Origin of the sequence: Dactylosporangium cerinum, from assembly GCF_042653625.1 — a bacterium.
GTDB classification, from domain to species: Bacteria; Actinomycetota; Actinomycetes; order Mycobacteriales; family Micromonosporaceae; genus Dactylosporangium; species Dactylosporangium cerinum.
Genome location: NZ_JBHSIU010000085.1, coordinates 123,049 through 149,039 on the forward strand (window position 1 = coordinate 123,049; position 25,991 = coordinate 149,039).

Genomic DNA, 25,991 nt, shown 5'->3' on the forward strand with positions numbered 1-25,991 from the left:
TCACCGCATGACAACCACACTGATCGTTCTCGCCGCCGCCGCGCTCCTCCTCGCCGCTCCCCTCACCGTCCGGGCGGTGCTCAAGCGCAAGGTCGCCGCCCGGGCCAGGATCACCACCCCGAACGGCATCGTCGAGGGCCGCTACGTGCGCATCGGCGGCGTCGAGCAGTGGCTGCAGATCCGCGGCGAGGACCGGGACAACCCGGTGCTGCTGGTCGTGCACGGCGGCCCCGGCTCGCCGTACTCGGTGTTCACCGCGGCGCTGCGCGAGTGGGAGCGGCACTTCACCGTCGTGCACTGGGACCGCCGCGGCTGCGGCCGGACCCTGCGCCGCAACGGCGCGCCGAGCGCCGCGGAACTGACGTTCGAGCGCATGGTCGCCGACGGGATCGAGGTCGCCGAGCACGTCCGCGCCCACCTCGGCAAGGACCGGGTGATCCTGATGGCGGGCTCGATGGGCACGATCGTCGGCCTGCCGATGGCGCGGGAGCGCCCCGACCTGTTCAGCGCCTACGTCGGCACCGACTTCTACGTCGACATGGTCGGCAATGAGCGGCAGGGCCGCGCCGACACCCTGGACCGCCTGCGCGCGGCCGGCAACAAGCGTGGCGTCGCCACCCTGGAGGCCCTGGACGCGGACCCCCGCACCTGGGACGTCAAGGCCTGGGGCCGCCGCATGCAGTGGTCGATGGGCACCGACCCGGCCAACCCGAACGGCGGCCTGAAGACGCTCTTCTCGCTGCTGCTGACCAAGCCCGACTACTCGTTGCTCGACGTGGTCGCCTGGTTGCGGGGGTTCGCCGCGGTGCGGGACGCGATGTTCACCCAGTTCATGCGCTTCGACGCGCGGGCCGAGGGCACGCGGCTGGAGATCCCGTTCCACCTGGTCCAGGGCGCGCAGGACGTGGTCACGCTGACCGGCCCGGCGGTGGAGTTCTTCGCCGAGGTCGACGCCCCGGCGAAGTCCCTGGTCCTCATCGACGGCGCGTCACACTTCGCCGCCTTCACCCACCCGGCCGAGTTCCTGGCGGCCCTGCGCACCGTGCCGGTCGCTTGACGAAGCCTACGAAGTCCAGAACGTGTCGTGGGTCAGCATGAACTCGTCGCGTTCGAGCGGGGACAGGGAAGCCAGGTCCGGCAGGCCCTCGAAGTACGCCTCCCGGGGCGCGCCGGGTGAGAAGTGCAGCAGCATCGAGGCGGGTTCGCCGGACTCGTTGCGGAAGGCGTGGATACCGCCCTCGGGGACATGGACGAAGTCCCCGGGGGCGGTGTCGATCCAGCGCTTGCCGTCGTAGATGCGCACCGAACCGGACAGGATGTAGAACGACTCGGAGATCGAGCGGTGGTAGTGCGGGTCGGGGCCGCTCGGCTGCGGGCCCATCTCCCAGCGGTACAGGCCGAACAGCCCGTGCGTCGACGCGCCGGTGGCGAGGTAGTGCACGGTGTTGCCGTTCGCGTAGGTCAGGTCCGGTGACGCGGCCGCGGGGCGGTAGCTGGCGGAGATCTCGCCGGCAGGTCCGAGGTAGTACGGCTGAGGATATGACATTCCCGCACAATACGGCGCTTGAGCGCCGCGGGCAGGCCGGCAGGTAGGCTCTTTACCTCGTGACGACCATCGAACGCACCCGCAAGCCCATCCGGACATATCATCCGCGCCGGGGGCGGCTCAGTGGTCGGCACTTCGACGCGCTGGACCGGCTCGCGCAACGGTACGGGTTCGCCGCCGGTGACCCCGTCGACGTGCTGGAGATCGGGTCCGGGATGGGCGAGGCGACCCTCGAGATGGCGGCCGCGGACCCCGGGCGGCGCTACCTCGCGGTCGAGATCCACACGCCCGGCGTCGCAAACCTCCTGGCCAACATCGAGCAGCGCGGGCTGACGAACCTGAATGTGGTGAGCGTGGACGCCCTCGACCTGTGCCGCGAGCACATCCCGGACGCATCACTCGAGGCGGTGCACGTGTTCTTCCCCGATCCGTGGCCGAAGGCACGGCATCACAAGCGGCGGCTGATCCAGCCGGACAACGCCAGACTCCTGAGCGCGAAGCTGCGCGCCGGCGGCCTGCTGCACTGCGCGACCGACGACCTCGGCTACGCCGAATGGATGCTGGAGACGCTCACGAACGAGCCGTCGCTGCGCAACCAGTTCGAGGGCTACGCGCCGCGGCCGCAGAGCAGGCCGGTCACGAAGTTCGAGCAGCGGGCCCTCGCCGCCGGGCGCACGCCCGCCGACCTCATGTTCGTGAAGTCATGAGCGGCGGACTCGCCGCCAGGGTCCCCCGGGGAGGCGACCCGGACGCCGTCTTCGACGCGTTCGCGGGCTGGGCCAAGGAACAGGGCCTGGAGCTGTACCCGCACCAGGAAGAGTCGCTCATGGAGATCGTCTCCGGGGCGAACCTCATCCTCAGCACCCCCACCGGCTCCGGCAAGAGCCTCGTCGCCGCCGGCGCGCACTTCGCCGCCCTGGCTACGGACCGCACCACGTTCTACACCGCGCCGATCAAGGCCCTGGTCTCGGAGAAGTTCTTCGCCCTCGTCGCCATGTTCGGCGCGGAGAACGTCGGCATGCTGACCGGCGACGCGTCCGTGAACGCCGACGCGCCCATCATCTGCTGCACCGCGGAGATCCTCGCCAACATCGCGCTGCGCGACGGCACCAGCGCCGACGTGGGTCTCGTCGTCATGGACGAGTTCCACTTCTACGCGGAACCGGACCGGGGCTGGGCCTGGCAGGTGCCGCTCATCGAGCTGCCGCAGGCGCAGTTCGTGCTCATGTCGGCGACCCTCGGCGACGTCACCCGGTTCGTCGACGACCTGTCGGGGCGCACCGGCCGGCCGACCGCGGTGGTGAAGAACGCCGAGCGGCCCGTGCCGCTGATGTTCAACTACTCGATGGACCCGCTGCACGAGACGATCGAGGAGCTGCTGAGCACCAAGCAGGCCCCAGTCTACATCGTGCACTTCACCCAGGCCGCCGCCCTGGAACGGGCCCAGGCCCTGATGAGCATCAACGTGTCGACCCGCGCCGAGAAGGACATGATCGCCGAGGCGATCGGCCGGTTCCGGTTCACCGCCGGGTTCGGCAAGACGCTGTCGCGGCTGGTGCGCCACGGCATCGGCGTCCACCACGCCGGCATGCTCCCCAAGTACCGCCGCCTCGTGGAGACACTCGCGCAGGCCGGGCTGCTCAAGGTCATCTGCGGCACCGACACGCTGGGCGTCGGCATCAACGTGCCCATCCGCACCGTGCTGTTCACCGCGCTGTCCAAGTACGACGGGCAGAAGACGCGGCTGCTCTACGCGCGGGAGTTCCACCAGATCGCCGGGCGGGCCGGCCGGGCCGGCTTCGACACCATCGGCACCGTCGTGGTCCAGGCGCCGGACCACGTCATCGACAACGAGCGCGCCCTGGCGAAGGCCGGCGACGACCCGAAGAAACGCCGCAAGGTGGTGCGCAAGAAGCCGCCGGAGGGGTCGATCGGCTGGGGGAAACCGACGTTCGACCGGCTCGTCGACGCCGAACCGGAGCCGCTGCGCTCCAGCTTCCAGGTCTCCCACGCGATGCTGCTCAACGTGATCAGCCGCCCCGGCGACGCGTTCGCGGCGATGCGGCACCTGCTCACCCAGAACCACGAGGACGTGCACTCGCAGCGGCGCCTCATCCGCCGCGCCATCGCCATCTACCGCGCGCTGCTCGCCGGTGGGGTCGTCGAGCAGCTCCCCGAGCCCGACGAGGAGGGCCGGCGGGTCCGGCTCACCGTCGACCTGCAGATGGACTTCGCGCTCAACCAGCCGCTGTCGCCGTTCGCCCTCGCCGCGATCGAACTGCTCGACCGGGAGGCACCCGCGTACGCGCTCGACGTGCTGTCCGTCATCGAGTCGACGCTGGACGACCCGCGCCAGATCCTGTCCGCGCAGCAGTTCAAGGCCCGCGGTGAGGCCGTCGCCGCGATGAAGTCCGAAGGCATCGAATACGAGCAGCGCCTCGAACTGCTCGACACCGTCACCCACCCGAAGCCGCTGCTGGAGCTGCTCGACGCGGCGTACAACCTCTACAAGCAGGGCCACCCGTGGGTCGCCGACTACCAGGTGAGCCCGAAGTCCGTGGTCCGCGACATGTACGAGCGGGCGATGACGTTCGTCGAGTACGTCGGGTTCTACAGCCTGTCCCGTTCCGAGGGCCTGGTGCTGCGGTACCTGGCGGACGCGTTCAAGGCGCTGCGCCAGACGGTCCCCGAGGACGCCCGCACCGAGGAGCTCACCGACATCATCGAGTGGCTCGGCGAGCTCGTCCGGCAGGTCGACTCGAGCCTCATCGACGAGTGGGAGCGGCTGCGCAACCCCGGCGCCGAGGACGAGAAGACCGTGCTCGACGACCGTCCGCCGGCCGTCACCCGCAACCTGCGCGCCTTCCGGGTCCTGGTCCGCAACGCGCTGTTCCGCCGGGTGGAGCTGGCCGCGCTGCGCCGCTTCGACGAGCTCGGCGATCTCGACGGCGAGCACGGGTTCAGCGCCGACGACTGGCAGGACGCGATCGAGGACTACTTCGACGAGTACGACTCGCTCGGCGTCGGCCCGGACGCCAGGGGCCCGGCCCTGCTCGTCATCGAGCAGAAGCCGGACCGGTGGTTCGTCCGCCAGATCTTCGACGACCCGGCCGGGGACCGCGACTGGGGCATCACCGCCGAGGTCGACCTGGCCGAGTCGGACGCGACGGGCTTCGCCGCGATCCGCGTCACCGCCGTGGGGCCGATGTCCGAGGAGTAGGCGTTTCAGCTTTTCGCGGCCGCTTTCCCGCCGGATTCCGGCCCGTCGCCGCCGGGTTTCAGCCCGGCAGGCGGGGGCCGGCCTCGCGCTGGGTGGCGAGCCACGACTCGACGGCGTCCGCGGAGCGGGGCAGCGCCTCGGACATGACCACGGCACCGGTCGGGGTGACCAGGACGTCGTCCTCGATGCGGACGCCGACGCCGTGCAGCTCGGCCGGGACGAGCTCGTCCTCCGGCTGGAAGTACAGGCCCGGCTCGACGGTCAGCACGTAGCCGGCCTCCAGGACGCCTTCGCGGTAGCGCTCCTTGCGGGCGGTGGCGCAGTCGTGCACGTCGAGGCCGAGCATGTGACCGAAGCCGTGCAGGGTCCAGCGCCGGTAGAAGATGCACGCGGGGTCCATCGCCTCGTCCACGCTGACCGGGAGGATGCCCAGGTCGGACAGGCCCTCGGCGAGGACCCGCATGCACGCCTGGTGCACGTCGTCGAACCTGGTGCCGGCCCGGATCACGTCGATGCCGGCCTGCTGCGAGCGGAAGACCAGGTCGTAGATCTGGCGCTGCAACGGGGTGAACGTGCCGGAGACGGGCACGGTGCGGGTGACATCGGCGGTGTACAGGTTGCGGTTCTCCACGCCCATGTCCATGAGCAGCAGGTCGCCGGGGCGGGTGCGGCCGTCGTTGCGGGTCCAGTGCAGGATCGCGGCGTGGGCGCCGTTGCCGACGATGGAGCCGTAGCCGACGGTGTTGCCGTCGTGGCGGGCGCGCAGGTTGAAGACGCCGTCGATGAGGCGTTCGCTGACCGGGCGGTCGGCGGGCAGGATCCGGGCGACGTCCTCGAAGCCGCGGGTCGTCGCGTCGACCGCGTCCTGCAGCTGCTCGACCTCCCAGGCGTCCTTCACGAGACGCAGCTCACCCAGCACCACCGCCAGATCGGCATCACGAGCCGGGTCGGCGGACCGGACGGCCGCGTCGACGGCCGGGTCGTAGCCACGCAGGACCCTGGTGCGGGCGGGCGCGGCGTCGTCGAGCGCGGCGCCGAGCTCGTCCAGGTGCGCGGTCTGCAGCTGCAGCTCGGTGGCCAGCTCCCCGAGGGTGTGCCGGCGGCCGATCCACAGCTCGCCGTGGTTGCGGTCGCGGAAGAACTCGTCGGTGTCGCGGGGGGAACGCGGCCGCTGGTAGAGGGTGGCGTCGTGGCCGCTGTCGGTGGGGCGCAGCACGAGCACGGCGTCGGGGTCGTGCCCGCCGGTGAGCCACACGTGCTCGGTGCCGGGACGGAACGGGTGGTGCGTGTCGTTGGAGCGGACCTTCTCCACCCCGGTCGGGATGATCAACGTCTCACCCGGGAACGCAGCCGACAGCTCGGCGCGGCGCTTGGCGTGGTCCGGGGCCTCGGGGCGGGGCGAGACGTCCAGGTCAGAGTCGCGCCAGCCGGTCCGCATGAACTCGATGAACCGGTCCGGAAAGTCCGGATCGTGCGACTGGCCACCCGTGCTCTCGTCCATCTCCGCCTGTCCTATCGCTGCGAATTCGTGCTCCTCCTGCGACGGTACCGCGTGCGAGACTTTCTCTGCCGAAACGGAGGGGACGGATGGCTGGGCTGCTCACCTTCGTCAGCGCTCGTGGGCGCGCGGCGGCGCACCGCGACGCGGTCACCGGCGCGCTCGAGCTGCTGCGGCACCGCGGACCCGACGACAGCAACGTGGTCGTCACCGAGGACGTGGTGTTCGGCGCCGACCGGCTCGCCGTGAAGGACGTCACCGGCGGCCGGCAACCCGTGTCGTTCCCGCCGATGGGGGTCACCCGCGGGCGGTACCTCATCGTGTTCGACGGCGCGATCTACAACGCCGACGCGCTGCGCGCCGAGCTGATCGAGGACCGCGGCGCCGACTTCGCCACCGAGTCGGAGGCCGAGGTCATCCTCGCCGCGTATCACCACTGGGGACCCAGCGCCGTCAGCCGGCTGCGGGGCATGTTCGCGTTCGTGATCTGGGACGGCTCGGCGCGCCGCGCGTTCGGCGCCCGCGACCCGTATGGGATCAAGCCGCTCTACCAGCTGACCACCGACGACGGGGTGTACCTGGCGTCGGAGCGCAAGGCGCTGCTGCCGTTCACCGCCGAGGCCCGCCGGGGCGAGGTCGACCCGGCCAACCTCCAGCACTACCTGACGCTGCAGTACGTGCCGGAGCCGACCACCATGCACCCCGACATCCGGCGGCTGGGCGCCGGCGAGTCGTTCGTCTACACCCCCGGCGGCCCCCTCGCCAACCGCCGGTACAGCCAGCTGGACCTGCGCCCCACCCCGACCGGCGACGAGGACGGCCTGATCCGCCGGATCACCGACAGCCTCCGCGACAGCGTCCACACACACGTCACCGCCGACGTGCCGGTCGGCGCGTTCCTGTCCAGCGGCCTCGACTCGACCGCGATCGTGGCGCTCGCCGCCGAGGTGCAACCCCAGTTGAAGACCTTCTCCGTGGGCTACGACATCGCGCAGTTCTCCGAGCTCGAGGTCGCCGCGCAGTCCGCCCGGGCGCTCGGGGTGCCGAACACGGCCACCGTCGTGACCCCCGCGGACCTGATGCGGGCACTGCCCCGGATCGTGTGGCACCTCGACGACCCGGTCGCCGACCCGGCGCTCGTCCCGCTGTTCCTGCTCGCCGAGCGGGCCGCCCGCGACGTGACCGTCGTCCTCGGCGGCGACGGCGCCGACGAGCTGTTCGGCGGCTACCCGATCTACCGGGAGCCGCTGTCCCTCGCCGGCGTCAGCCACCTGCCCGACACCATGCAGCGGGGCCTGCGGGCGGTGTCGCGGGTCATCCCGCAGGGCGTGAAGGGCAAGAGCTTCCTGGAGCGGGGCACCACCCCGATCGAGGAGCGGTACTACGGCAACGCCCGGGTCTTCACCGAGGAGGAGAAGGCGGCGTTGCTGCGGCACTACACCGCCGACATCCGGCACACCGACGTCACCGCGCCGGTCTTCAAGGAGGCCCGCGCGCTCGACGACATCACCACGATGCAGTACATCGACCTGTACACCTGGCTGCGCGGCGACATCCTGGTCCAGGCCGACCGCATGACCATGGCGCACGGGCTGCAGCTGCGCACGCCGTTCCTGGACCGGGCCGTGTTCGAGGTGGCCTCGACGCTGCCGAGCGACCTGAAGGTGCCGCCGCGCACGCAGGACACGAAGGTCGCGCTGCGCCGGGCCCTCGCCGGCATCGTGCCGGCATCGGTCGCCGGCCAGAAGAAGCTCGCCTTCCCGGTGCCGATCCGGCCGTGGCTGCGCACCGAGATGCACGACTGGGCGCACGGCGTCCTCGACTCCTCCGGCGCCGGGGACCTCATCGACCTCGACGTGGTCCGGGGGCTGCTCAAGGCGCACCGCAAGAAGGAAGCCGACCACTCCCGCAAGATCTGGACGGTCCTGGTCTTCTGCGTGTGGCACGCCGTCTTCGTCACCGGCACGCTCAAACCCGTGATCCCGGACCCCGTGCGGCTGGGCTCTCCGCTTGGGTTAGATCCCTGGTGATCTTCCCGGCTTCAAGCACCGGGCGGCGCGGCGCCGCCTAGCGTCGGCAGGCGATGCTGCTCAAGTTCAGGCTCCAGAACTACCGCTCCGTCCGTGATATCCAGGAGCTGACACTGCTCTCAGGTCCGGACGGCGGCTTCGGTGTGCCCGTCGGCGGCGGGCTGCTGAGGGTGTCCCCGCTGTGCGGGGTGTTCGGTCCCACCGCCGCCGGGAAGTCGACGGTGCTGCGGGCCATGTCCACACTGCGGGCGCTCGCCGCATCCGGCAGCGACGTCCACGACGCCACGCAACGCTTCGAACCGTTCCAGCTCGACCCGGCCGCGCGGCTGCTGCCGACCCGGTTCGAGGTCGAGTTCCTCCTCGACAGCGTCCGCTACGTCTACGGCTGCGCCTACAAGCGCGACGAGATCGCCGGGGAATGGCTGCACGCCACCGACCGCGACCGGCGCAGGGTCTGGTACGAGCGGGACCGCACCGGGTTCCGCTGCCTGCCGGAAAGCCGCCTGGAGCACCTCGCCGCCGCCTGCGAACCCCACACGACACTGCTGTCCCTCGGCGCCGACATCGAACACCAGTGGCTGGCGCCGGTCGCCGCCTGGCTGCGCAGCGTCCGCACGGTCCGGCTGTCCCCCGGCACCAGGCTCGCCAGCGGCCTGGCGCACCTCGCCGAACGGTGGAACGAGCAGCTGACCCTGCTGGTCAGCCGCGCGGACCTGGGCGTGGTCGGGGTCGAACGAGACCTGCTGCGCCTGGTGCACGCCGGCCGGTCCGGTCCCGTGACGCTCGGCGACTGGGCCGAGTCCGACGGCACCGTCGCCTGGCTGGACCTCCTCGCGGCGCTGCTGCCCATGCTGGAACGCGGCGGGGTGCTCCTGGTCGACGACCTCGACGCCGCCGTGCACCCCGACCTGGCCGCGGAGACGCTCCGGCTCCTGCGCGACCGCGACCTCAACCCGGCCAGGGCACAACTGGTGTTCAGCGCCCGCACCCCGTTCGGCCCCGGCACCGACGGCCTGCCGGTCCTCGACCCGGAGCAGATCTGGTACGCGGCCAAGGACCCCGACGGCGCAACCGTGCTCGGCCGTGACCCGGCGCCGAGCCAGCTGGGCCCCGGCGACCTCGCCCGCGAACTGTGGCTGGCGCGTCAGCCGAAGTGATGTACTGGCGCGATGACGGGACACGCGGTGGTCATCGGTGAGGCGCTGGTCGACCTGCTGGAGTCCGCTTCGGCGTCCGGCATCGTCTATCACCCCGCGATCGGCGGGGCGCCGCTGAACGTCGCGGTCGGTGTCGCCCGCCTCGGCGCGCCCAGCGAGTTCGCCGGTTCCGTCGGCGACGACCCGTGGGCGGGCCGGATCCTGGACTTCCTGGCCACCGCCGGCGTCGGCACCCGCGGCGTGATGAGCGTGCCCGGGGTCGCGACCACACTCGCGGTGACGACGTTCCGCGGGATCGAGCCGACGTTCCGCTTCTACGGCGAACCGCCCTCCTACGGCCTGCTCGACGCCGACGACCTCGACACCGACGTGGTCCACTCCGCCGGGCTGCTGTACTGCGGGTCGATGTGCCTGCTCAGCCCGCCCGTCCTCGCCGCCGCCCGCAAGGCGTGGTCGACGCCCGGCCCGGTGAAGGTCTTCGACCCCAACGTGCGTCCCGTCGTCGGCGTCGACCCGGACGTGGTCGCCGAGTTCGCCACCACCGCCGACCTCGTCAAGCTCAGCGCCGCCGACGCGGCCGCCCTGTGGGGCGAATCCCCCGAGCGGGCCGCCGCGCGGCTGCTCGCCCTGGGCGCCGGCGCGGTCGTGGTGACCACCGGCGCGGAAGGCGCTCTCGTCGCGCACGCCGCCGCCACGGCACGGGTGCCCGCCCCCACCGTCGCCGCGATCGACGCCACCGGCGCGGGCGACGCCACCATGGCCGGCCTGTCCTGGGGCATCCTCACCCACGGCCTGCCCGGCGACCTGGCCGGATGGGAGGCGCTGACCCGGGTCGCGGTGCACGTCGCGGGACTGGTCTGCGAGTCCCGCGGCGGCGCGACGTCAATGCCGACGCTTGCGGCCCTGCGCGCCCGCTTCCCCACCCTCGACGTGTGACTCACGGCGCGCCGCGCGTCCGCTCCCCAGCACTCGAAGTGCGGCTCGCAGCGTGCCGCGCCCCGCTTCGCCACCTTCGAAGTGGGACTCACGGCCCGCCGTGACTCACAGCCCGCCGCGCCCGCTTCGCCACCACGCCCGCTTCGCCACCGCACCGCGCCGCGCTTCGCCACCGCGCCCGCTTCGCCACCGCGCCGCGCTTCGCCACCGCGCCGCGCCGCCGCGCCCGCTTCGCCACCCCTCGACGTGTGACTCACGGCGTGCCGCGCGCGACTGTTGTGGCGGCTCGTCACCTGACTCCGAAACCGGCCCGCGGCCCGTCGATCGGAGGCTTGCGAAGGCTCACCGGATCGGCTCCCGTGGCGGCGTTCCGTTCTCTCCCACGCTACCCTGACCATCCAAATCCGGGCCGACACGCCGAACGGGCCCGTCACCCTCTGTGACTCATGCCGGTGGATGGGCGGTTCGTACACTTGCTGGTGTGACGCCGGAGCAGCTCGGTCGATACGTTCGTGGCAGCAGGATCGCGGCCGCGGTCATCGCTGTGGTGCTCGTCGGGCTGCGGGTGGGCTACGAGTTCGGGGTGACCGAGGCGCGCACGCCGGCGTGGCTGGCGGTCACGCTGCTGCTGGCGCCGATCGTACTGCTCAGCGGGGCGTTCATCGGGTTCGGGATCGCGCTGCGGCCGGTGATGCAGCCGCCGCCGTCGGCGCTGCGGGTGCGCGGGGACGCGTTCGTGGTGCCCGGCTCGCCGGTCTGGCTCGGCCGGGCGACGATGGCGTGGGCGCTGCTCGGCACGCTGTTCCTGGAGAGTGACCCGTCCACGCCGCTCGGATTGCGGGTGACGTTGAACGTGATCGCGGTGCTGCTCATCGCGCTCGCCGCGGTCCCGCTGCTGCGCGGGCCGCGGATCATCGTGAGCCCCGACGGCCTGACGATCCGGGCCGGTGGCAGCCGCCGGGTGAAGTGGGACGACCTGGTCAGGGTGCCGCAGCGGCCGCTGCCGCTGCGGGTGCGCAGCCCGAAGCTGGCGCTGAGCATCCGCCGGCCCGGCCGGGCGGAGCCTGGCTGGTTGCTGATCCCCCTGGAGATGCTGGCCGTCGAGCCGGTCTTCCTCGGCTCCGTCGTCGAGCACTACGTGGAGCACCCTGACCGGCGCGCCGCGATCGGCACGGAGGCGGAGTACGCGAGGCTCACCGGTACCTCACAACCGGGCGTCACTTGAGGCGCCTGGTCGTTGGGTAAGAGGATCAGGTTAGGAGCAAAGCCCAGCACTAGGAGCGTGCGCATGACCGACCGACCCCGCCCACCGTCGCCGTTCGACTCCCTGCCCGCGGTGCCGGCGTTCGCGTTGACCAGCGAGGACCTCACCGAGGGCGGCACGCTGCCCGACGCGCAGGTGTACGAGCGCGGCAACACCTCGCCCCACCTGAGCTGGTCGGGCTTCCCGGCCGGGACGAAGAGCTTCGCGCTGACCTGCTACGACCCGGACGCCCCGACCGGCGGCGGGTTCTGGCACTGGATCGTCTACAACCTGCCGGCGGACGTGAGCGAGCTGCCGACGGGCGCCGGCACCGGCGACAAGGACGGCCTGCCCGACGAGGCGATCCACGCCCGCAACGACTACGGCACCCGCGACTTCGGCGGGGCGGCTCCACCGCCGAAGGACGACCCACACCGGTACTTCTTCGCGGTGCACGCCCTGGACGTCGACGCCCTCGACATCGGCGCCGACGCCTCGGCGAACGTCGTGGGCTTCAACGTGGTCGCGCACACGATCGCGCGCGCGGTGCTGGTCTCCACGTTCGGTTTCTGAACCACACGACACCACACGACGCCGTGCGACCTGGCCGGGGGCCGCAGTACCCCCGGCCGGGTCGCAAATCGACGGCAAGGGTCCTGCAAGACCGGTCACGCACAGTTGGTGGCGTGGATCCCCTTCTCCTCGTCCGGCGCGTGCCGGCACACCGCCTCGCCGTGACCCGGCGCATCACCGCCCGCTGGGGCACGCCGGCCACGCCCGAGGTGCAGTGGTGGGAGCTGGTCGATCCGGTCTGCGACGACCAGCAGCCCGCGGCGGCCCTCGCGGCGGTCCAGCCCGACGGGACCACGGTCAGGCTGCTCCGCCTCGCCGCTCCACCCGGACGGCACGACCTGGCCGTGCAGGTGCTGCAGGGGCTCATCGACGCGCTCCGCGCCGGATCCGCGCACCGGCTCGCCGCGGCACTCCCGCCGGACGATCACGACCTGCTCCGCAAGGCCGGCTTCCACCCGGTTCCGGGAGACTGGTGGTCGGTGGACCTGTAGCGCACTGTCGGCAACCCCACAGCGCACTGCAAGCCGCGAGAAACAAAAGCCGCGAGAAACAAAAGAGCCGCGAGACAATAGAAAGCCGCGAGACAACACAACCCGAGCAGGCCCCCTGAGCACGCTCACCAGGCGTGGTGAATCATGGTTCACAGCTTGGTACACGCTTGCGGGTTTAACAAGACGGACGTACGGTTTTCTTGATTGACGACAACCGGGCTGCCCGGTTGCGGAAGACTTTGCCCTGACACCCGCCTGATTGACTTGAGGGAGCAACGCCGTGGCGAGCCTCGACACGTTCGGAGCCAAGAGCCAGCTGAGCGTCGGTGACGCCAGCTACGAGATCTTCAAGGTCGACAAGGTCGAGGGCGCCGAACGCCTGCCCTACAGCCTGAAGATCCTTCTCGAAAACCTGCTGCGTACCGAGGACGGCGCCAACATCACCGCCGAGCACATCCGTGCCCTCGGCGCGTGGGACGCCACCGCCGAGCCCAGCGTGGAGATCCAGTTCACCCCCGCCCGCGTGCTGATGCAGGACTTCACCGGCGTGCCGTGCGTGGTCGACCTGGCCACGATGCGCGAGGCGGTCGTGGAGCTCGGCGGCGACCCGACCCGGGTCAACCCGCTGGCCCCCGCCGAACTGGTCATCGACCACTCGGTCATCGCCGACCTGTTCGGCCGCCCCGACGCCTTCGAGCGCAACGTCGAGCTGGAGTACGGCCGCAACAAGGAGCGCTACCAGTTCCTGCGCTGGGGCCAGACCGCGTTCAACGAGTTCAAGGTCGTGCCGCCGGGCACCGGCATCGTGCACCAGGTCAACATCGAGTACCTCGCCCCGGTGGTCATGCCGCGCAGGGGCCAGGCGTACCCGGACACGGTCGTCGGCACCGACTCGCACACCACGATGGTCAACGGCCTCGGCGTCCTCGGCTGGGGCGTCGGCGGCATCGAGGCCGAGGCCGCGATGCTCGGCCAGCCCGTGTCGATGCTCATCCCGCGGGTCGTCGGGTTCAAGCTCAGCGGCGAGCTGCCGGAGGGCTGCACCGCCACCGACCTGGTCCTCGTCATCACCGAGAAGCTGCGCAAGCACGGCGTCGTCGGCAAGTTCGTCGAGTTCTACGGTCCTGGCGTCAGCGCCGTGCCCCTGGCCAACCGCGCCACGATCGGCAACATGAGCCCCGAGTACGGCTCGACGGTCGCGATCTTCCCGGTCGACGACGAGACGATCAAGTACCTCCGCCTGACCGGCCGCGACGAGGCGCAGGTCGCCCTGGTCGAGGCGTACGCGAAGGAGCAGGGCCTCTGGCACGACCCGGCCGCCGAGCCCGACTACTCGGAGCGTCTCGAGCTGGACCTGTCGACGATCGAGCCGTCCCTCGCGGGCCCGAAGCGCCCGCAGGACCGCGTGCCGCTGAAGAGCGCGAAGCCACTGTTCCGAGGTGTCCTGGGTGACTACGTCACCAGCGACGGCGTGGAGGGCCCGGCCGACGAGGCGAGCGCCGAGTCGTTCCCGGCCAGCGACCCGCCGGCGAACCACATCCAGTCCAACGGCGACAAACCGCACGACCTGGTGTCCGCGGCCCGTGGCGCGAACGGCAGGCAGTCGAAGCCGGTGCAGGTCGGCGACTTCGAGCTCGACCACGGCGCCGTCGTCATCGCCGCGATCACCTCGTGCACCAACACGTCCAACCCGCAGGTCATGATCGGCGCCGGGCTGCTCGCCCGCAACGCCGTCGAGCGGGGCCTCACCACCAAGCCGTGGGTGAAGACGACCCTGGCGCCCGGTTCGAAGGTCGTCACCGACTACTACGACCGGTCGGGGCTCACCGCGTACCTGGACAAGCTCGGCTTCAACCTCGTCGGCTACGGCTGCACCACGTGCATCGGCAACTCCGGCCCGCTGCCGGAGGCGGTCAGCGCCGCCGTCAACGAGCACGACCTGAGCGTCGTGTCGGTGCTGTCCGGCAACCGCAACTTCGAGGGCCGCATCAACCCCGACGTGAAGATGAACTACCTGGCCTCGCCGCCGCTGGTGGTCGCCTACGCCATCGCCGGCACGATGGACCTGGACCTGACCAGCGAGCCGCTCGGCACCGGCTCCGACGGCCAGCCGGTCTACCTCCGCGACATCTGGCCCACGCCGAAGGAGATCGAGGACACCATCGCCGCGGCGATCGGCAGCGACCTGTACAAGTCGCGCTACGCCGACGTCTTCGCCGGTGACGAGGCGTGGCAGTCCCTGCCGACCCCGACCGGTAACACGTTCGAGTGGGACACGGAGTCCACCTACGTGCGCAAGCCCCCGTACTTCGAGGGCATGGCGACCTCCCCGTCCCCGGTCGCGGACATCAGCGGCGCCCGGGTCCTGGCGAAGCTCGGCGACTCGGTCACCACCGACCACATCTCGCCCGCCGGTTCGATCAAGGCCGACTCGCCCGCCGGCAAGTACCTCGCCGGCCACGGCGTCGACCGCAAGGACTTCAACTCCTACGGCTCCCGCCGTGGCAACCACGAGGTGATGATCCGCGGCACCTTCGCGAACATCCGCCTGCGCAACCAGCTCGCCCCCGGCACCGAGGGCGGCGTCACGGTCAACCACCTCACCGGTGAGCAGACCACCATCTACGACGCCTCCGTCGCGTACGCCGAGTCCGGCACCCCGCTCGTCATCCTGGCGGGCAAGGAGTACGGCTCCGGCTCGTCGCGCGACTGGGCCGCGAAGGGCACCGCCCTGCTCGGTGTGCGCACCGTGATCGCGGAGAGCTACGAGCGCATCCACCGCTCCAACCTCATCGGGATGGGCGTGCTGCCGCTGCAGTACCCGCAGGGCCAGAACGCCGAGTCGCTGGGCCTCACCGGCACCGAGACCTTCACGGTCACCGGCGTCGAGCAGCTCAACGACGGCACCACCCCGCGCACCGTGAAGGTCACCACCGACACCGGCGTCGACTTCGACGCCGTCGTGCGCATCGACACCCCCGGCGAGGCGGACTACTACCGCCACGGCGGCATCCTGCAGTACGTCCTGCGCAAGATGATCGAGGCGTAACCGCTCCCTGTTCAGCCTGAGGGCCGGCCACCAGTCTTCGGTGGCCGGCCCTCAGCGGTCTCCGTGATCCGGAAGACCTTGGGTAGCCAGCGGTACACAAGGTCTCCAGGATCATGAGGCGGGCGCGTCGACGGCCGCCGGCCGGCCATCGTGGTGGCCGGCCCGGCGCTCTACTTGGTCGGGATCGCGAAGCGGTAGACGGTCCGGTTCTCCTCGTCGATGAGGGCGATCGCGTCGGCGCTGGCGCTGGCCTCGTACGCGCTGGAGTCCGGGGCGTAGTCGGCGGCGCCGGCGACGTTGCCGTCGGCGACGTTGACCAGGGCCACGACCGGGATCGACTTCGTCCCGGAGTTGCGGATCGTCAGCATCACGACCCGGCCGCCGGCGCCCGCATACGCCATCTTGCTGAGCAGGGCGCTGCCGATGGTCTTCTGGTCGTTGCCGTTCGCCGGGTCGAGCAGGACGGGCTCCTGCACGCTGGTGAAGGCGCCGGAGCCCATGAAGAGCTTGCCGTCCAGGACATACCAGTTGGCCTCGGACTCCATCGGCTTGGTCCAGCGGGCCTTGCCGTCATCGGTGCCGAGCGCCACCACCGAGTCCTTGGTGGCGTCGATCTTCACGCAGACAAGCTTGTCGCCGCACGGCCGGAAGTCGTCGAGGGTGGCGCCGGTGGCCGCCTTGTATTCCCAGGCCTGGCTGAAGCCGTCCAGCTTGTACGCGACGAGCGTGTTGGTGTTCTTCTTCTTGAAGATCGCCATGCCGGCGTAGACGGACCACGGCAGGTCGCCGCCGGAGGCAATGGTGCCGGTGGCCTTGACGGCGCCGGTGTTGGTGTCGATGGTGGCGACCTTGTTCTCGGCCTGCATCTGGACGATGACGCCCGGGTCGACGTCGAGGGACTCCTGGAACGGGATGTAGCGCTGGAAGTCGAGCCCGTAGCTCGGCACGAGCGCGCCGCTCGGCTTGGCCCCCGGCCAGATCACCACCGGCTTGGCCAGCCGGTCGCCGCTGGTGATGAAGCCGCCCTTGCCCGGGTGGCTCCATTTCGCCTTGCCGGTGAGCAGGTCGGTGCGCTGCACGGCGGTGGTGCCCCGGCGGATCTCGGTGATCGCGTCGGTGCCGAGGTAGAAGAGGTCGATCCGGTAGTCCCACACGTCGGTCCACTTGACCGTGTGGGTGCCGATGTCGATCACCGCCCGGGCGTCCTTGTCGTCGCGGGTGGTGTCGCCGTCGCCGTCGACGATGAGCAGGTTGCCGACCTGGCGCAGGCTGATGCCGGTCGGGTCCATCGGCACGTTGACGGTCCAGCGGCTCTTGCCCGCCGGCTCGAACGCCTCGACGTCGACCTTGCCCGCGTTGCCCACGGCGGTGAACACGACACCGTTGCCGGCGAGTGCGGTGAACTTGCCGTCGCCGCCGATCTTCAACGGCTCGCCCGCGGTCAGGCCCTCGATCTTCACGTTCTGCGGCTTGCCGTCCGCGCCGGTGGTCGTGACGTCCGGGAAGCCGTCCTTGGCGGCCTCGAACTGGTAGCCCACCCAGCCGAAGATCTTCGAGCCGCCCCAGAAGCAGCCGCCGATCAGGGCGAGGACGATGATCAGGGCGATCCACGGGGCCGTGCGCCGGCGCGGCCGCACGATCACCGGCGGCGGCGGGGTGAACCCGCCCTGCCCGCCGGGCGGGAACCCGGCGGCGCCGAACCCACCCGGGGCGCCGGGCGCGCCGAAACCAGCCGGGGGGCCGGGCATACCCGGGGCGCCGGGCGCGCCGATGCCGGCCGGGACGCCGGGCCGCGCGAGGCCGGGCGGCGGCCCGCCTGGCGTGGCGAACGACGGTCCTGGCGGGCCGGGCCGGACCCCGGGCGGCGAGGCCGGCGCCGCCGGGGGCGCCACGTTGAACATCTGGGAGAGACCGGCCGGCGACCCGTAGGCGCCCGGGGAGGTCGGCGTGGCCGGCGTGCCGGAGACCGGGAAGCCGGCCGACACCGGGAACGCGGTGGACGGCGGGAACGCCGGTGAGTGGCCGGGCGGCACCGGCGCACCGGAGACCGGGCGCGGCTGCGCCACCGGCGGGCCGTCGAAGAGCTGCTGCGGCGGGGTGGCGATGGCGAGCATGCCGCCATAGGCGACCGGCAGCTCGGGCTGCTCGGGCACGACCGGCGCGACGCCGAACCGGGCGTGCAGCCGGCTCGCCACGAGCGGGATGCGGGAGGAGCCGCCGACGAGGAAGATGCCGGCGAGCTGGCGGACGTCGACGCCGGCGCGCTCCAGGACGCGGCGGGTCTCGTCGACGGCGCGGTCGATGAGGGGGCCGGCGACGCGCTCCAGCTCCTCGCGGGTGATGTGCAGCGCCTCTTCGGTGCCCGGGACGTGGATGGGGGCGGACGCGGCGCGGGACAGCATCTCCTTCGCGGCGCGGACCTCATTCCACAGCGCGCGGCGGTCGCGGTGGGCGGCGGTGCTGTCGGGGTTGGCGAGGCGCTGCCAGATCTCGGGGTTGCGCAGCTGGATGAGCTGGCCGAGGTGACCGACGAGGGCGGCGTCGATGTCGACACCGCCGAGGTCGTCGAGGCCGCCGACGCCGAGGACGCGCAGGCTGCCGCCGCCGGACCCGGAGGGCTCGCGGCGCACCACGGACACGTCGAGGGTGCCGCCGCCGAAGTCGAACACGGCGAGGGACTGCAGCGGGGCGACCTGCTGGCCGAGGACGCGCAGGCAGTAGGTGGCGGCGGCGATGGGCTCGTCGACGAGCACGACCGGGCCGAGGTTGGCGGCGCGGGCCGCCTCGAGCAGGACGCCGCGGCGCTGGCCGCCCCAGTCGGCGGGGCAGGTGAGCACGGTGGAGCCGACCGGGTTGACCCCGGCCTGCAGCGACTCGTCGGCGACCCGTTTGAGCAGGGCGGCGAGCATCTCCACGACGGTGACCTCGGAGTCGCCGAGCAGCACGGCGCCCGCGTCGACGCTGCGCTTCGGGAACGGCTCGAACCGCGACGGGGCCAGCTGCGAGAGCCGCTCGGCGTCGCGGCCGACGGAGAGCCGGCCGCTCTCGTCGGCGTAGATGCCGGACGCCATGACCGGCGACCCGTCGAAGAGCAGGGCCCGGGGTGCCTCGTCGCCGCGGCGGACGACCGCGACGGTGTGGCAGGTGCCCAGATCGATCGCGAGACGATGGGTCGGCCCCACGTGCTCACCTCCAAAGACCCCGGGATCGTACGGCAGCGGTACGACATTTCCGATCGGCGGTTTGGGGTAGACAGGAAGCCGACACAGAAACGGGAGGGTCAATGCGCGCGGTGGTGTTCGAGGAGTACGGCGACCAGTCGGTGCTGCAGGTCAAGGACCTGCCTGCCCCGGAGCCGGGGCCCGGTGAGGTGCTGGTGCTGGTCCAGGCGAGCGGCGTCAACTTCATGGACGTCTATCAGCGCACCGGCACCTACCAGGTCGGCCTGCCGTTCACGCTCGGCAGCGAGGGCGCCGGCACCGTGCTGCGGTTCGGCGACGGCGTCGAGGGCCTCTCCCCCGGTGACCGGGTCGCGTGGACGGGCGTGCCGGGCAGCCACGCCGAGCAGGCGGTCGTCCCGGCGGACCGGCTGGTGCCCGTGCCGGAGGAGATCAGCACCGAGCAGGCGGCCGCGGCGATCCTGCAGGGCCTCACGGCGCACTACCTGACGCACGACTCCTACCCGGTGCGCGCCGGTGACACCGTCCTGGTGCACGCCGCCGCCGGTGGGATGGGCCGGCTGCTGACCAGGATCGTGACCCACCTCGGCGGGCGGGTCGTGGCGACGGCGAGCACCGAGGAGAAGCGGAACATCGCCCGGGCCGACGGCGCCGTGCGGGCCGTGACCTACGGCGACGCCCTCGCCGCGGTCCGTGAGGTGAGCGACGGCGCCGCCGCGGTGTACGACGGCGTGGGCAAGGACACGTTCGACCTCAGCCTGGAGGCGCTGCGGCCGCGGGGCACGCTGGTGCTGTTCGGCGCGGCGAGCGGGAAGGTGCCGCCGTTCGACCCGCTGCGGCTCATGCAGGGCTCGTATTCGCTCACCCGCCCCACGCTCGCCCATTTCGTCGCCGCCCGGCACGAGCTGCTGGAGCGCGCCGCGACACTGTTCGGGTGGATCGCCGACGGGGTGGTGGACGTCGCCGTGACGGAAAAACTCCCGCTCGACGCCGTACAGGACGCCTACGCCGCCCTCGAAGGCCGCAGGACGACCGGGAAGCTGCTCATTATTCCGTGATCGTGATCTCAAGCGGCGGGCCTGCGCGAACCCCGGAAATGTTCCCCGACTAGACCTTTCAATGGTCAAAGGAGGGGATCCGCATGAGCCACGTGGCGACCGAACGGCACGGCAAGCACGAGTTGCACGAGACGGCGCCCCTGCACGCGCACCCCCGCCGATGGCTCGCCCTGGTGATCATCGCGGTGGCGCAGCTGATGGTGGTGCTGGACGCCACCGTGGTCAACGTCGCCCTCCCGCACGCCAAGGCCGACCTCGGCATCAGCGACGCCAACCAGCAGTGGGTGGTGACCGCCTACACGCTGACGTTCGGCGGGCTGCTGCTGCTCGGCGGCCGGGTCGCGGACTACTGGGGCCGCAAGCGCACGTTCGTGGTCGGCATCCTCGGCTTCGCGATCGCCTCCGCGCTCGGCGGCGGCGCCTGGGACGAGACGTCGCTGTTCCTGGCCCGCGCCCTGCAGGGGGTGTTCGGCGCGCTGCTGGCGCCGGCGTCCCTGGCGCTGCTGAGCGTGCTGTTCGTCGACGCGAAGGAGCGGGCCAAGGCGTTCGGCGTCTACGGCGCGATCGCCGGTGGTGGCGCCGCGCTCGGCCTGGTCCTCGGCGGGGTGCTCACCGAGTACGCGAACTGGCGCTGGTGCCTGCTGGTCAACATCCCGGTGGCGGTGATCGCGATCGTCCTGGCCGTCCGGATCGTCCCGGAGAGCAAGGCGCAGGGCAACACGAAGTACGACATCCCGGGCGCGGTGCTCGCGACGCTGGGCCTGAGCCTGCTCGTGTACGGCTTCACCAAGGCCGGCGAGACCGACGCCCAGCAGCAGCTCAAGTACGGCTGGACCTCCCCCGTCACGCTCGGCCTGATCGGGGTGGCGCTGCTCCTGCTGGCGCTGTTCGTGGTCGTCGAGACGCGGATCAAGAACCCGCTGCTGCCGATGCGGGTCGTGCTGCAGCGCACCCGCGGCGGCGCGTACCTCGCGTCGACCCTGATCGGCGCCGGGTTCATCGGTGCGGTGTTCTTCGTCAGCCTGTACTTCCAGCTGGTGCTGCACTACACGCCGCTGCAGTCGGGGGTGCGGACGCTGCCGATCAGCGTCGGCGTGCTGATCGCCGCCGGCCTGTCCAGCGGCCTGCTGCCGAAGATCGGCCCGAAGCCCATCATGGCGACCGGCGGGGTCGTCGCGGCGATCGGCATGATCCTGCTGACCCGTATCGGCGTGGACACCGCGTACGCGACCCACGTCCTGCCGTCGATGCTGATCCTCGGCTTCGGCCTGGGCTGCACGTTCGTGCCGCTGGGCAACATCGCGCTGGTCGGCGTCGACGAGCACGACGCGGGTGCGGCAAGCGCCGTGGTCAACGCCAGCCAGCAGGTCGGCGGGTCGCTCGGCACGGCGCTGCTGAACACGGTGGCGATCACCGCGGCCACCTCGTACTACAAGGACCACGCGCAGGCACCGAACCCGCAGGCCACGCAGCTGGAGTCGATGGTGCACGGCTACGTGACGGCGTTCTGGTGGGGGTCGGCCCTGCTGGTCGTCGCCGCCGTGATCGTCATCGTGTTCGTGAAGGCAGGCAAGGACGACGTGCCCGCCGAGGGCGCCGTCCACATGGGCTGAGGCCCTCGTGAACTGAGCAAGGTAGAAACCCTGCACAGACGGAAGCGGCGGACCAACCCTCCCCGCCGCTTTCACCCGCGGCCCGCCCGGCCACAACACCGGGCGGGCCACGCCGGTGCTCAGACCCGCATCCCCGCGTCGTGCAGCAGCTCCACGATCAGCGGCTCCGGGTCCACGGTGAAGCCCTTGCCGGTGAACCACTTCGCCATGTTGGCGACGTCGCGGGCCAGGAAGTCCGGCCCCTTCGGGTTGATCACCACGTCGACGATCTGCGGCAGGTCGATGATGACCAGCCGCCCCTCGTGGACGAGGGTGTTGTACGGCGACAGGTCACCGTGGGCGACCCCGGCGCGGGCGAGCACCCGCAACCCGTCGACCAACTGCCACCACAGGTCCGCCAGGAGGTCCTGGTCGGGCCGGGTCTGCGCGAGCCGGGGCGCGGCCGTGCCGTCGGCGTCGCCGATGAACTCCAGCATGAGCTCCGTGCCGAGCAGCTGCACCGGGTACGGGACGTTGACGCCCAGCTCCCACAGCTGCGCGAGCGCGCCGAACTCGGCCTGCGCCCACTGCCCCGCGATCGCCTCCCGGCCGAACGCGGTGCGCCCGGCCATCGCCCGGGTCACCCGGGACTCGCGGACCCGGCGGCCCTCGAGGTAGCCGGAGTCGCGGTGGAAGAGGCGGTGCTCGGAGGCCCGGTAGCGCTTCGCGGCGAGCAGGACCCGCCGGTCGGTGTCCGGGATGCCGCGCTCCACCAGGTGGACGTCGGCTTCCTTGCCGGTTTTGAGCACGCCGCGGTCGGTGTCCTTGGCGGCGTGTTCGGTGATCACCCAGCCGGGGATCGGGGCGGGCCCGTGCTGCACGCCGGGCGCGCTCCACGAGGACCAGCCGGTCTCCTCCTCCACCTCGTCCCAGACGGGATCGGTGGACGGTGAGGAGCGCTTGACGAAGGTCGGGTCATCGTCGTCGAACTTGCGACGGCGGCGGTTCAGTGGTGCAGACGTGCCAAAAGAGTCGTTGTCACGCAACGCGAGGTCTCCAGGACTGAGAAGGAAGCGGAAGTCGGCATGCGGAATCGCGCCGTGACGGCAGCCATGCTTACCCACCCCCCTCTCAGTCGAAGTTCCTGACGACTCTCCCCCAGCGACCGCAGCCGCGCAAGCGATTTACCGCGAGGCCATGACCTCGGCGATCGCGGCGATCACCCCGTCCGCGGTGCGGGTCGGCGCGTAGCGGGGCTCGGACCACCGGCGGCCGCGGTGCAGCCAGACGCTGCGCATCCCGACGCCCGCCGCGCCCCCTATGTCCGCTTCGGGGCTGTCGCCGATCAGCCAGGCCCCGCCGAGGCGCATCCGGGCCCGCTCCGCGGCGATCGCGAAGATCCTCGGGTTGGGTTTCCGCACCCCGACGTCCTCGGAGATAATCCAGTCGGCGAGGTACCGGTCGAGCCCGGTCTTGCGCAACTTCTCCTCCTGCTGCCGGGTCTCGCCGTTGGTCACGACCACCGGCACCCAGCCGGCGTCCTCGGCGATCGCGAGGGCGCACGCGGTCAGCGGGTCGAGGCGGACCCGGCTCATCAGCTCGCCCCGGATCTCCTCGACCAGGTCGATCGCCGCCTCACGCAGGCCGTAGCGCTCCCTGATGCCCTCGGCGACGTCCCAGGTGGACCCCATCCCGTCGGCGTCGACGGACAGCAGCCAGTCCAGGTCGTAGGCGGGCGCGCCGAGCCGGCCCAGGAAGTCGCTCGCCCATGCGCGGAACGCCCCAGCCCTGTCCAGCAGGGTGTCGTCCAGGGAGAGCAACAACAGGGGCACGCGGGCAGGTTACGTGACCGGAATGACAACTAACAGATGCTGTTTCCACAGGATTGGCTCAACGTGCCGTCCGGAAGCGTGCAGCGATGTGCCAAACCGTATGTACGGCTTGCATAATCAGTCTCGTGCCCAGGGTGAGCCAGAACCAGCTCGACGCACGCCGGAAGGAGATCCTCACCGGCGCGCGGACCTGTTTCGCCCGCCACGGCTACGAGGGTGCCACCGTGCGGCGGCTCGAAGAGGAGATCGGCCTGTCCCGCGGCGCGATCTTCCACCACTTCCGGGACAAGGACTCGCTCTTCCTCGCCGTGGCCGAGGACGACGCCGCGACCATGGTAGCCACGGTCGCGCAGCACGGCCTCGTCCAGGTCATGCGGGACCTGCTGCACCGGGCGGCCACGACCAACGACGACGGGGGCGACGTCGCCGGCTGGCTCGGCAGCCAGCTGGAGGTATCCCGCCGGCTGCGCACCGACCCCGAGTTCGCGAAGCGCTGGGCGGCCCGTTCCGAGGCCGTCGCCGAGGCGACCCGCGAGCGGCTCCAGCGCCAGCGGGAGGCGGGGGTCCTGCGCGCCGACGTGCCGATCGGCATCCTCGCCCAGTTCCTCGAGCTCGCCTACGACGGCCTGGTGCTGCACCTGGCCACCGGTCGCCCGGTGCACGACCTCGAGGCCGTCCTCAACCTGGTCGAGGCCGCCGTCCGAAGGTCGTGACGACCCGGTCACAAGGTTTCCTCAAGTGTCCATCCGGTGACGAGCGTTGCTGGACAACCAGACCCACACTGACCCCATGAGGACATCGATCGTGGCGGGACCAGGCGACACCTGGGGCATCGCCGGCCCGGACTTCCTGTGGCTGTATGCCGGGCTCGCCGTGCTCGCGATCATCACCGCGTTCATCTGGCGCCGCGCAGCGCTGCGCGGGCCTTCGATGCGCCGGGCCCGGGACCTGACCCCGACCCAGGCCGCACTGATCACCGGCGACCGGAAGCTGGCCGTCTACAGCTCCCTGGCCGCCCTGCGCGCCGCCCGCGCCATCGAAGCGGACAACCGGGGCACGCTGCGGCAGACCGACCGCACGCCGGCCGGCGCCAACGAGCTCGACCGGGCCGTCATCGCCGCCACCGGCCGGGGCGTCACCGCGCGCACCGTGCAGACCGACGCCGCCGTCATCGACGTGCTCAACCGCACCGAGGAGCAGCTCAAGCTGGCCGGCTGGCTGCTCGACGACGACCGGCGCCGGGCCGTGCGGATCGGGTCGCTCATCGTGTTCGCGGCCGTCGCGCTCGGCGTCGCCCGGATCGTCGCCGGCGTCCTCAACGACCGCCCGGTCGGCCTCCTGCTGACGCTCGTGCTGCCGGTGCTGCTCATCGCGCTGCTCTTCCTGCGGGTGCCGCGGGTCGCCACCAACGCCAGGCGGCTGCTGGCCCGGATGCGGATGCGGGCGCACCACCTGTCGCCGCGACAGTCGCCGTCATGGCGGACCTACGGCCCGGAGGCGGCGGCGCTGAGCATCGGGCTCTTCGGCGCCGGCGCGTTCTTCCTCGCCGACCCCGAGTTCGCGGAGGCCGCCGAGCTGCAGCGGCACGTCGCGGCCAGCGGCGGCGGCGGCGACTTCGGCGGCTGGGACTCCGGCTCCAGCTCCGACTCGGGCTCCTCCAGCAGCTGCTCGTCGAGCTCCAGCTCGTGCGGCGGCGGATCCAGCTGCGGGGGTGGCGGCGGAGGGTGCGGGGGATGACCGGCGTCGGCATCGGCTGGCGGCCCGAGATCGCCGGCTACGTCGCCACCCTCCCAGGGCTTCGGTTCACCGAGGTCGTCGCGGAATCAGTACACCTCCACCATCCGCCGGAACTGCTCATGGACCTCGTCGAACGGGGCGTCCGGGTCGTGCCGCACGGCGTCAAACTGTCCCTCGGCGGGGCCGAACCGGTCGACGACGCCCGGGCCACGCACCTGGCCCGGTGCGCCGAGCTGCTGCGTTCGCCGCTGGTCAGCGAGCACATCGCGTTCGTGCGGGCCGGCGGCGTCGAGGCGGGCCACCTGCTGCCGGTGCCCCGCACCCGGGAGGCCGTGGACGCGATCGTCGCCAACGTCCGGCGCACCCAGGCCGCACTCGGCGGCGTCGCGCTCGCCCTGGAGCCGATCGCGGCGCTCTTCGACTGGCCCGACCCGGAGCTGACCGAGGCGCAGTTCCTCACCGAGATCCTCGACCGGACCGGCTGCCCGCTGCTGCTGGACGTCGCCAACGTCTACGCCAACGCCCGCAACCGCGACGAGTCCCCGACCGACCTGCTGGACGCGCTCCCCCTCGACCGGATCGCCTACGTGCACGTCGCGGGCGGCGCCGAGCACGACGGCCTCTACCACGACACTCACACCGACGCGACCCCGCCGGAGGTCCTCGACCTGGTCAAGGAGCTGTGCGCGCGGACCAGCCCACCGGCGCTGATGCTCGAACGCGACGGCCGCTACCCACCCGCCGCCGAGCTGACCCGCGAACTCGACGCGCTCAGCGCCGCCGCCGGCCTCGCCCGGATCACCCCGTGAGCGGCCCGGAGCGCAGCGGAGGGTCGCTCACCGGAGGAGCA

20 protein-coding genes are annotated in these 25,991 nt (G+C 71.6%); 15 read left to right on the forward strand and 5 right to left on the reverse strand.

Going from position 1 to position 25,991, the window contains the following annotated elements; genetic code table 11:
- The first annotated feature begins 7 nt into the window (after positions 1–7).
- The gene (locus ACFPIJ_RS48850) at positions 8–1,057 is read left to right on the forward strand and encodes an alpha/beta fold hydrolase (RefSeq protein WP_380126348.1); all 1,050 of its coding nucleotides are present in this window, start codon (positions 8–10) and stop codon (positions 1,055–1,057) included.
- A 6-nt stretch (positions 1,058–1,063) separates the two neighbouring features.
- On the opposite strand, the gene ACFPIJ_RS48855 is transcribed toward ACFPIJ_RS48850, so the two are convergent.
- Complete coding sequence (locus tag ACFPIJ_RS48855; protein WP_380126349.1) at positions 1,064–1,546, reverse strand: cupin domain-containing protein; 483 nt, start codon at positions 1,544–1,546, stop codon at positions 1,064–1,066.
- 59 nt (positions 1,547–1,605) lie between these two features.
- Here ACFPIJ_RS48855 and trmB point away from each other — a divergent pair, with 59 nt between their 5' ends.
- Positions 1,606–2,253 carry a tRNA (guanosine(46)-N7)-methyltransferase TrmB gene (gene trmB, locus ACFPIJ_RS48860; protein ID WP_380126350.1) on the forward strand — a complete coding sequence of 216 codons (648 nt, stop codon included), beginning with the start codon at positions 1,606–1,608 and terminating at the stop codon, positions 2,251–2,253.
- Positions 2,250–4,766 (forward strand): DEAD/DEAH box helicase, encoded by a 2,517-nt coding sequence (locus ACFPIJ_RS48865; RefSeq protein ID WP_380126351.1) that lies wholly within the window; start codon positions 2,250–2,252, stop codon positions 4,764–4,766. Before trmB ends, ACFPIJ_RS48865 begins: the two co-directional genes overlap by 4 nt.
- A 58-nt stretch (positions 4,767–4,824) precedes the next feature.
- Here the strand turns inward: ACFPIJ_RS48865 and ACFPIJ_RS48870 are convergent, their stop codons facing one another.
- Positions 4,825–6,267, reverse strand: coding sequence for an aminopeptidase P family protein (locus tag ACFPIJ_RS48870; RefSeq protein WP_380126352.1), 1,443 nt, complete (start codon positions 6,265–6,267; stop codon positions 4,825–4,827).
- Positions 6,268–6,353: 86 nt separating this feature from the next.
- On the opposite strand from ACFPIJ_RS48870, the gene asnB reads away from it, so the two are divergent.
- From asnB to acnA, 7 genes are all read left to right on the forward strand, one after another.
- Positions 6,354–8,294: an asparagine synthase (glutamine-hydrolyzing) gene (gene asnB / locus ACFPIJ_RS48875; protein WP_380126353.1), complete on the forward strand. Its 1,941-nt coding sequence runs from the start codon at positions 6,354–6,356 to the stop codon at positions 8,292–8,294.
- 53 nt (positions 8,295–8,347) lie between these two features.
- Positions 8,348–9,451, forward strand: coding sequence for an AAA family ATPase (locus ACFPIJ_RS48880; protein ID WP_380126354.1), 1,104 nt, complete (start codon positions 8,348–8,350; stop codon positions 9,449–9,451).
- 12 nt (positions 9,452–9,463) lie between these two features.
- On the forward strand, positions 9,464–10,387 hold the full coding sequence (locus tag ACFPIJ_RS48885) for a PfkB family carbohydrate kinase (protein ID WP_380126355.1): 924 nt from the start codon (positions 9,464–9,466) through the stop codon (positions 10,385–10,387).
- Positions 10,388–10,868: 481 nt separating this feature from the next.
- The gene (locus ACFPIJ_RS48890) at positions 10,869–11,612 is read left to right on the forward strand and encodes a hypothetical protein (RefSeq protein ID WP_380126356.1); all 744 of its coding nucleotides are present in this window, start codon (positions 10,869–10,871) and stop codon (positions 11,610–11,612) included.
- A 63-nt stretch (positions 11,613–11,675) separates the two neighbouring features.
- Positions 11,676–12,203 carry a YbhB/YbcL family Raf kinase inhibitor-like protein gene (locus ACFPIJ_RS48895; RefSeq protein ID WP_380126357.1) on the forward strand — a complete coding sequence of 176 codons (528 nt, stop codon included), beginning with the start codon at positions 11,676–11,678 and terminating at the stop codon, positions 12,201–12,203.
- 113 nt (positions 12,204–12,316) lie between these two features.
- The gene (locus ACFPIJ_RS48900; protein WP_380126358.1) at positions 12,317–12,694 is read left to right on the forward strand and encodes a hypothetical protein; all 378 of its coding nucleotides are present in this window, start codon (positions 12,317–12,319) and stop codon (positions 12,692–12,694) included.
- 280 nt (positions 12,695–12,974) lie between these two features.
- Complete coding sequence (acnA, locus tag ACFPIJ_RS48905; protein ID WP_380126359.1) at positions 12,975–15,743, forward strand: aconitate hydratase AcnA; 2,769 nt, start codon at positions 12,975–12,977, stop codon at positions 15,741–15,743.
- 170 nt (positions 15,744–15,913) lie between these two features.
- Here acnA and ACFPIJ_RS48910 read toward each other — a convergent pair whose 3' ends face one another.
- A complete protein-coding gene (locus ACFPIJ_RS48910; protein WP_380126360.1) occupies positions 15,914–18,925 on the reverse strand; it encodes an Hsp70 family protein in 3,012 nt (1,003 codons plus the stop codon).
- Positions 18,926–19,026: 101 nt separating this feature from the next.
- On the opposite strand from ACFPIJ_RS48910, the gene ACFPIJ_RS48915 reads away from it, so the two are divergent.
- A complete protein-coding gene (locus tag ACFPIJ_RS48915) occupies positions 19,027–19,980 on the forward strand; it encodes a quinone oxidoreductase family protein (RefSeq protein WP_380126361.1) in 954 nt (317 codons plus the stop codon).
- A gap of 83 nt (positions 19,981–20,063) precedes the next feature.
- A complete protein-coding gene (locus ACFPIJ_RS48920; RefSeq protein WP_380126362.1) occupies positions 20,064–21,593 on the forward strand; it encodes an MFS transporter in 1,530 nt (509 codons plus the stop codon).
- Positions 21,594–21,712: 119 nt separating this feature from the next.
- Here ACFPIJ_RS48920 and ACFPIJ_RS48925 read toward each other — a convergent pair whose 3' ends face one another.
- Together ACFPIJ_RS48925 and ACFPIJ_RS48930 are read right to left on the reverse strand one after the other, a co-directional pair.
- Complete coding sequence (locus ACFPIJ_RS48925; protein WP_380126363.1) at positions 21,713–22,618, reverse strand: serine protein kinase RIO; 906 nt, start codon at positions 22,616–22,618, stop codon at positions 21,713–21,715.
- A 138-nt stretch (positions 22,619–22,756) separates the two neighbouring features.
- Positions 22,757–23,404 (reverse strand): HAD family hydrolase, encoded by a 648-nt coding sequence (locus ACFPIJ_RS48930; protein WP_380126364.1) that lies wholly within the window; start codon positions 23,402–23,404, stop codon positions 22,757–22,759.
- Between the two features lie 125 nt (positions 23,405–23,529).
- Here ACFPIJ_RS48930 and ACFPIJ_RS48935 point away from each other — a divergent pair, with 125 nt between their 5' ends.
- The 3 genes from ACFPIJ_RS48935 (at position 23,530) to ACFPIJ_RS48945 (ending at position 25,950) form a co-directional block, all read left to right on the forward strand.
- Complete coding sequence (locus tag ACFPIJ_RS48935) at positions 23,530–24,117, forward strand: TetR/AcrR family transcriptional regulator (protein ID WP_380126365.1); 588 nt, start codon at positions 23,530–23,532, stop codon at positions 24,115–24,117.
- 76 nt (positions 24,118–24,193) lie between these two features.
- Entirely contained in the window at positions 24,194–25,141 is a 948-nt protein-coding gene (locus ACFPIJ_RS48940) for a TIGR04222 domain-containing membrane protein (RefSeq protein WP_380126366.1), read from the forward strand.
- Positions 25,129–25,950 carry an MbnB/TglH/ChrH family RiPP precursor modification enzyme gene (locus ACFPIJ_RS48945; RefSeq protein WP_380126367.1) on the forward strand — a complete coding sequence of 274 codons (822 nt, stop codon included), beginning with the start codon at positions 25,129–25,131 and terminating at the stop codon, positions 25,948–25,950. Before ACFPIJ_RS48940 ends, ACFPIJ_RS48945 begins: the two co-directional genes overlap by 13 nt.
- Positions 25,951–25,991 lie beyond the last annotated feature (41 nt).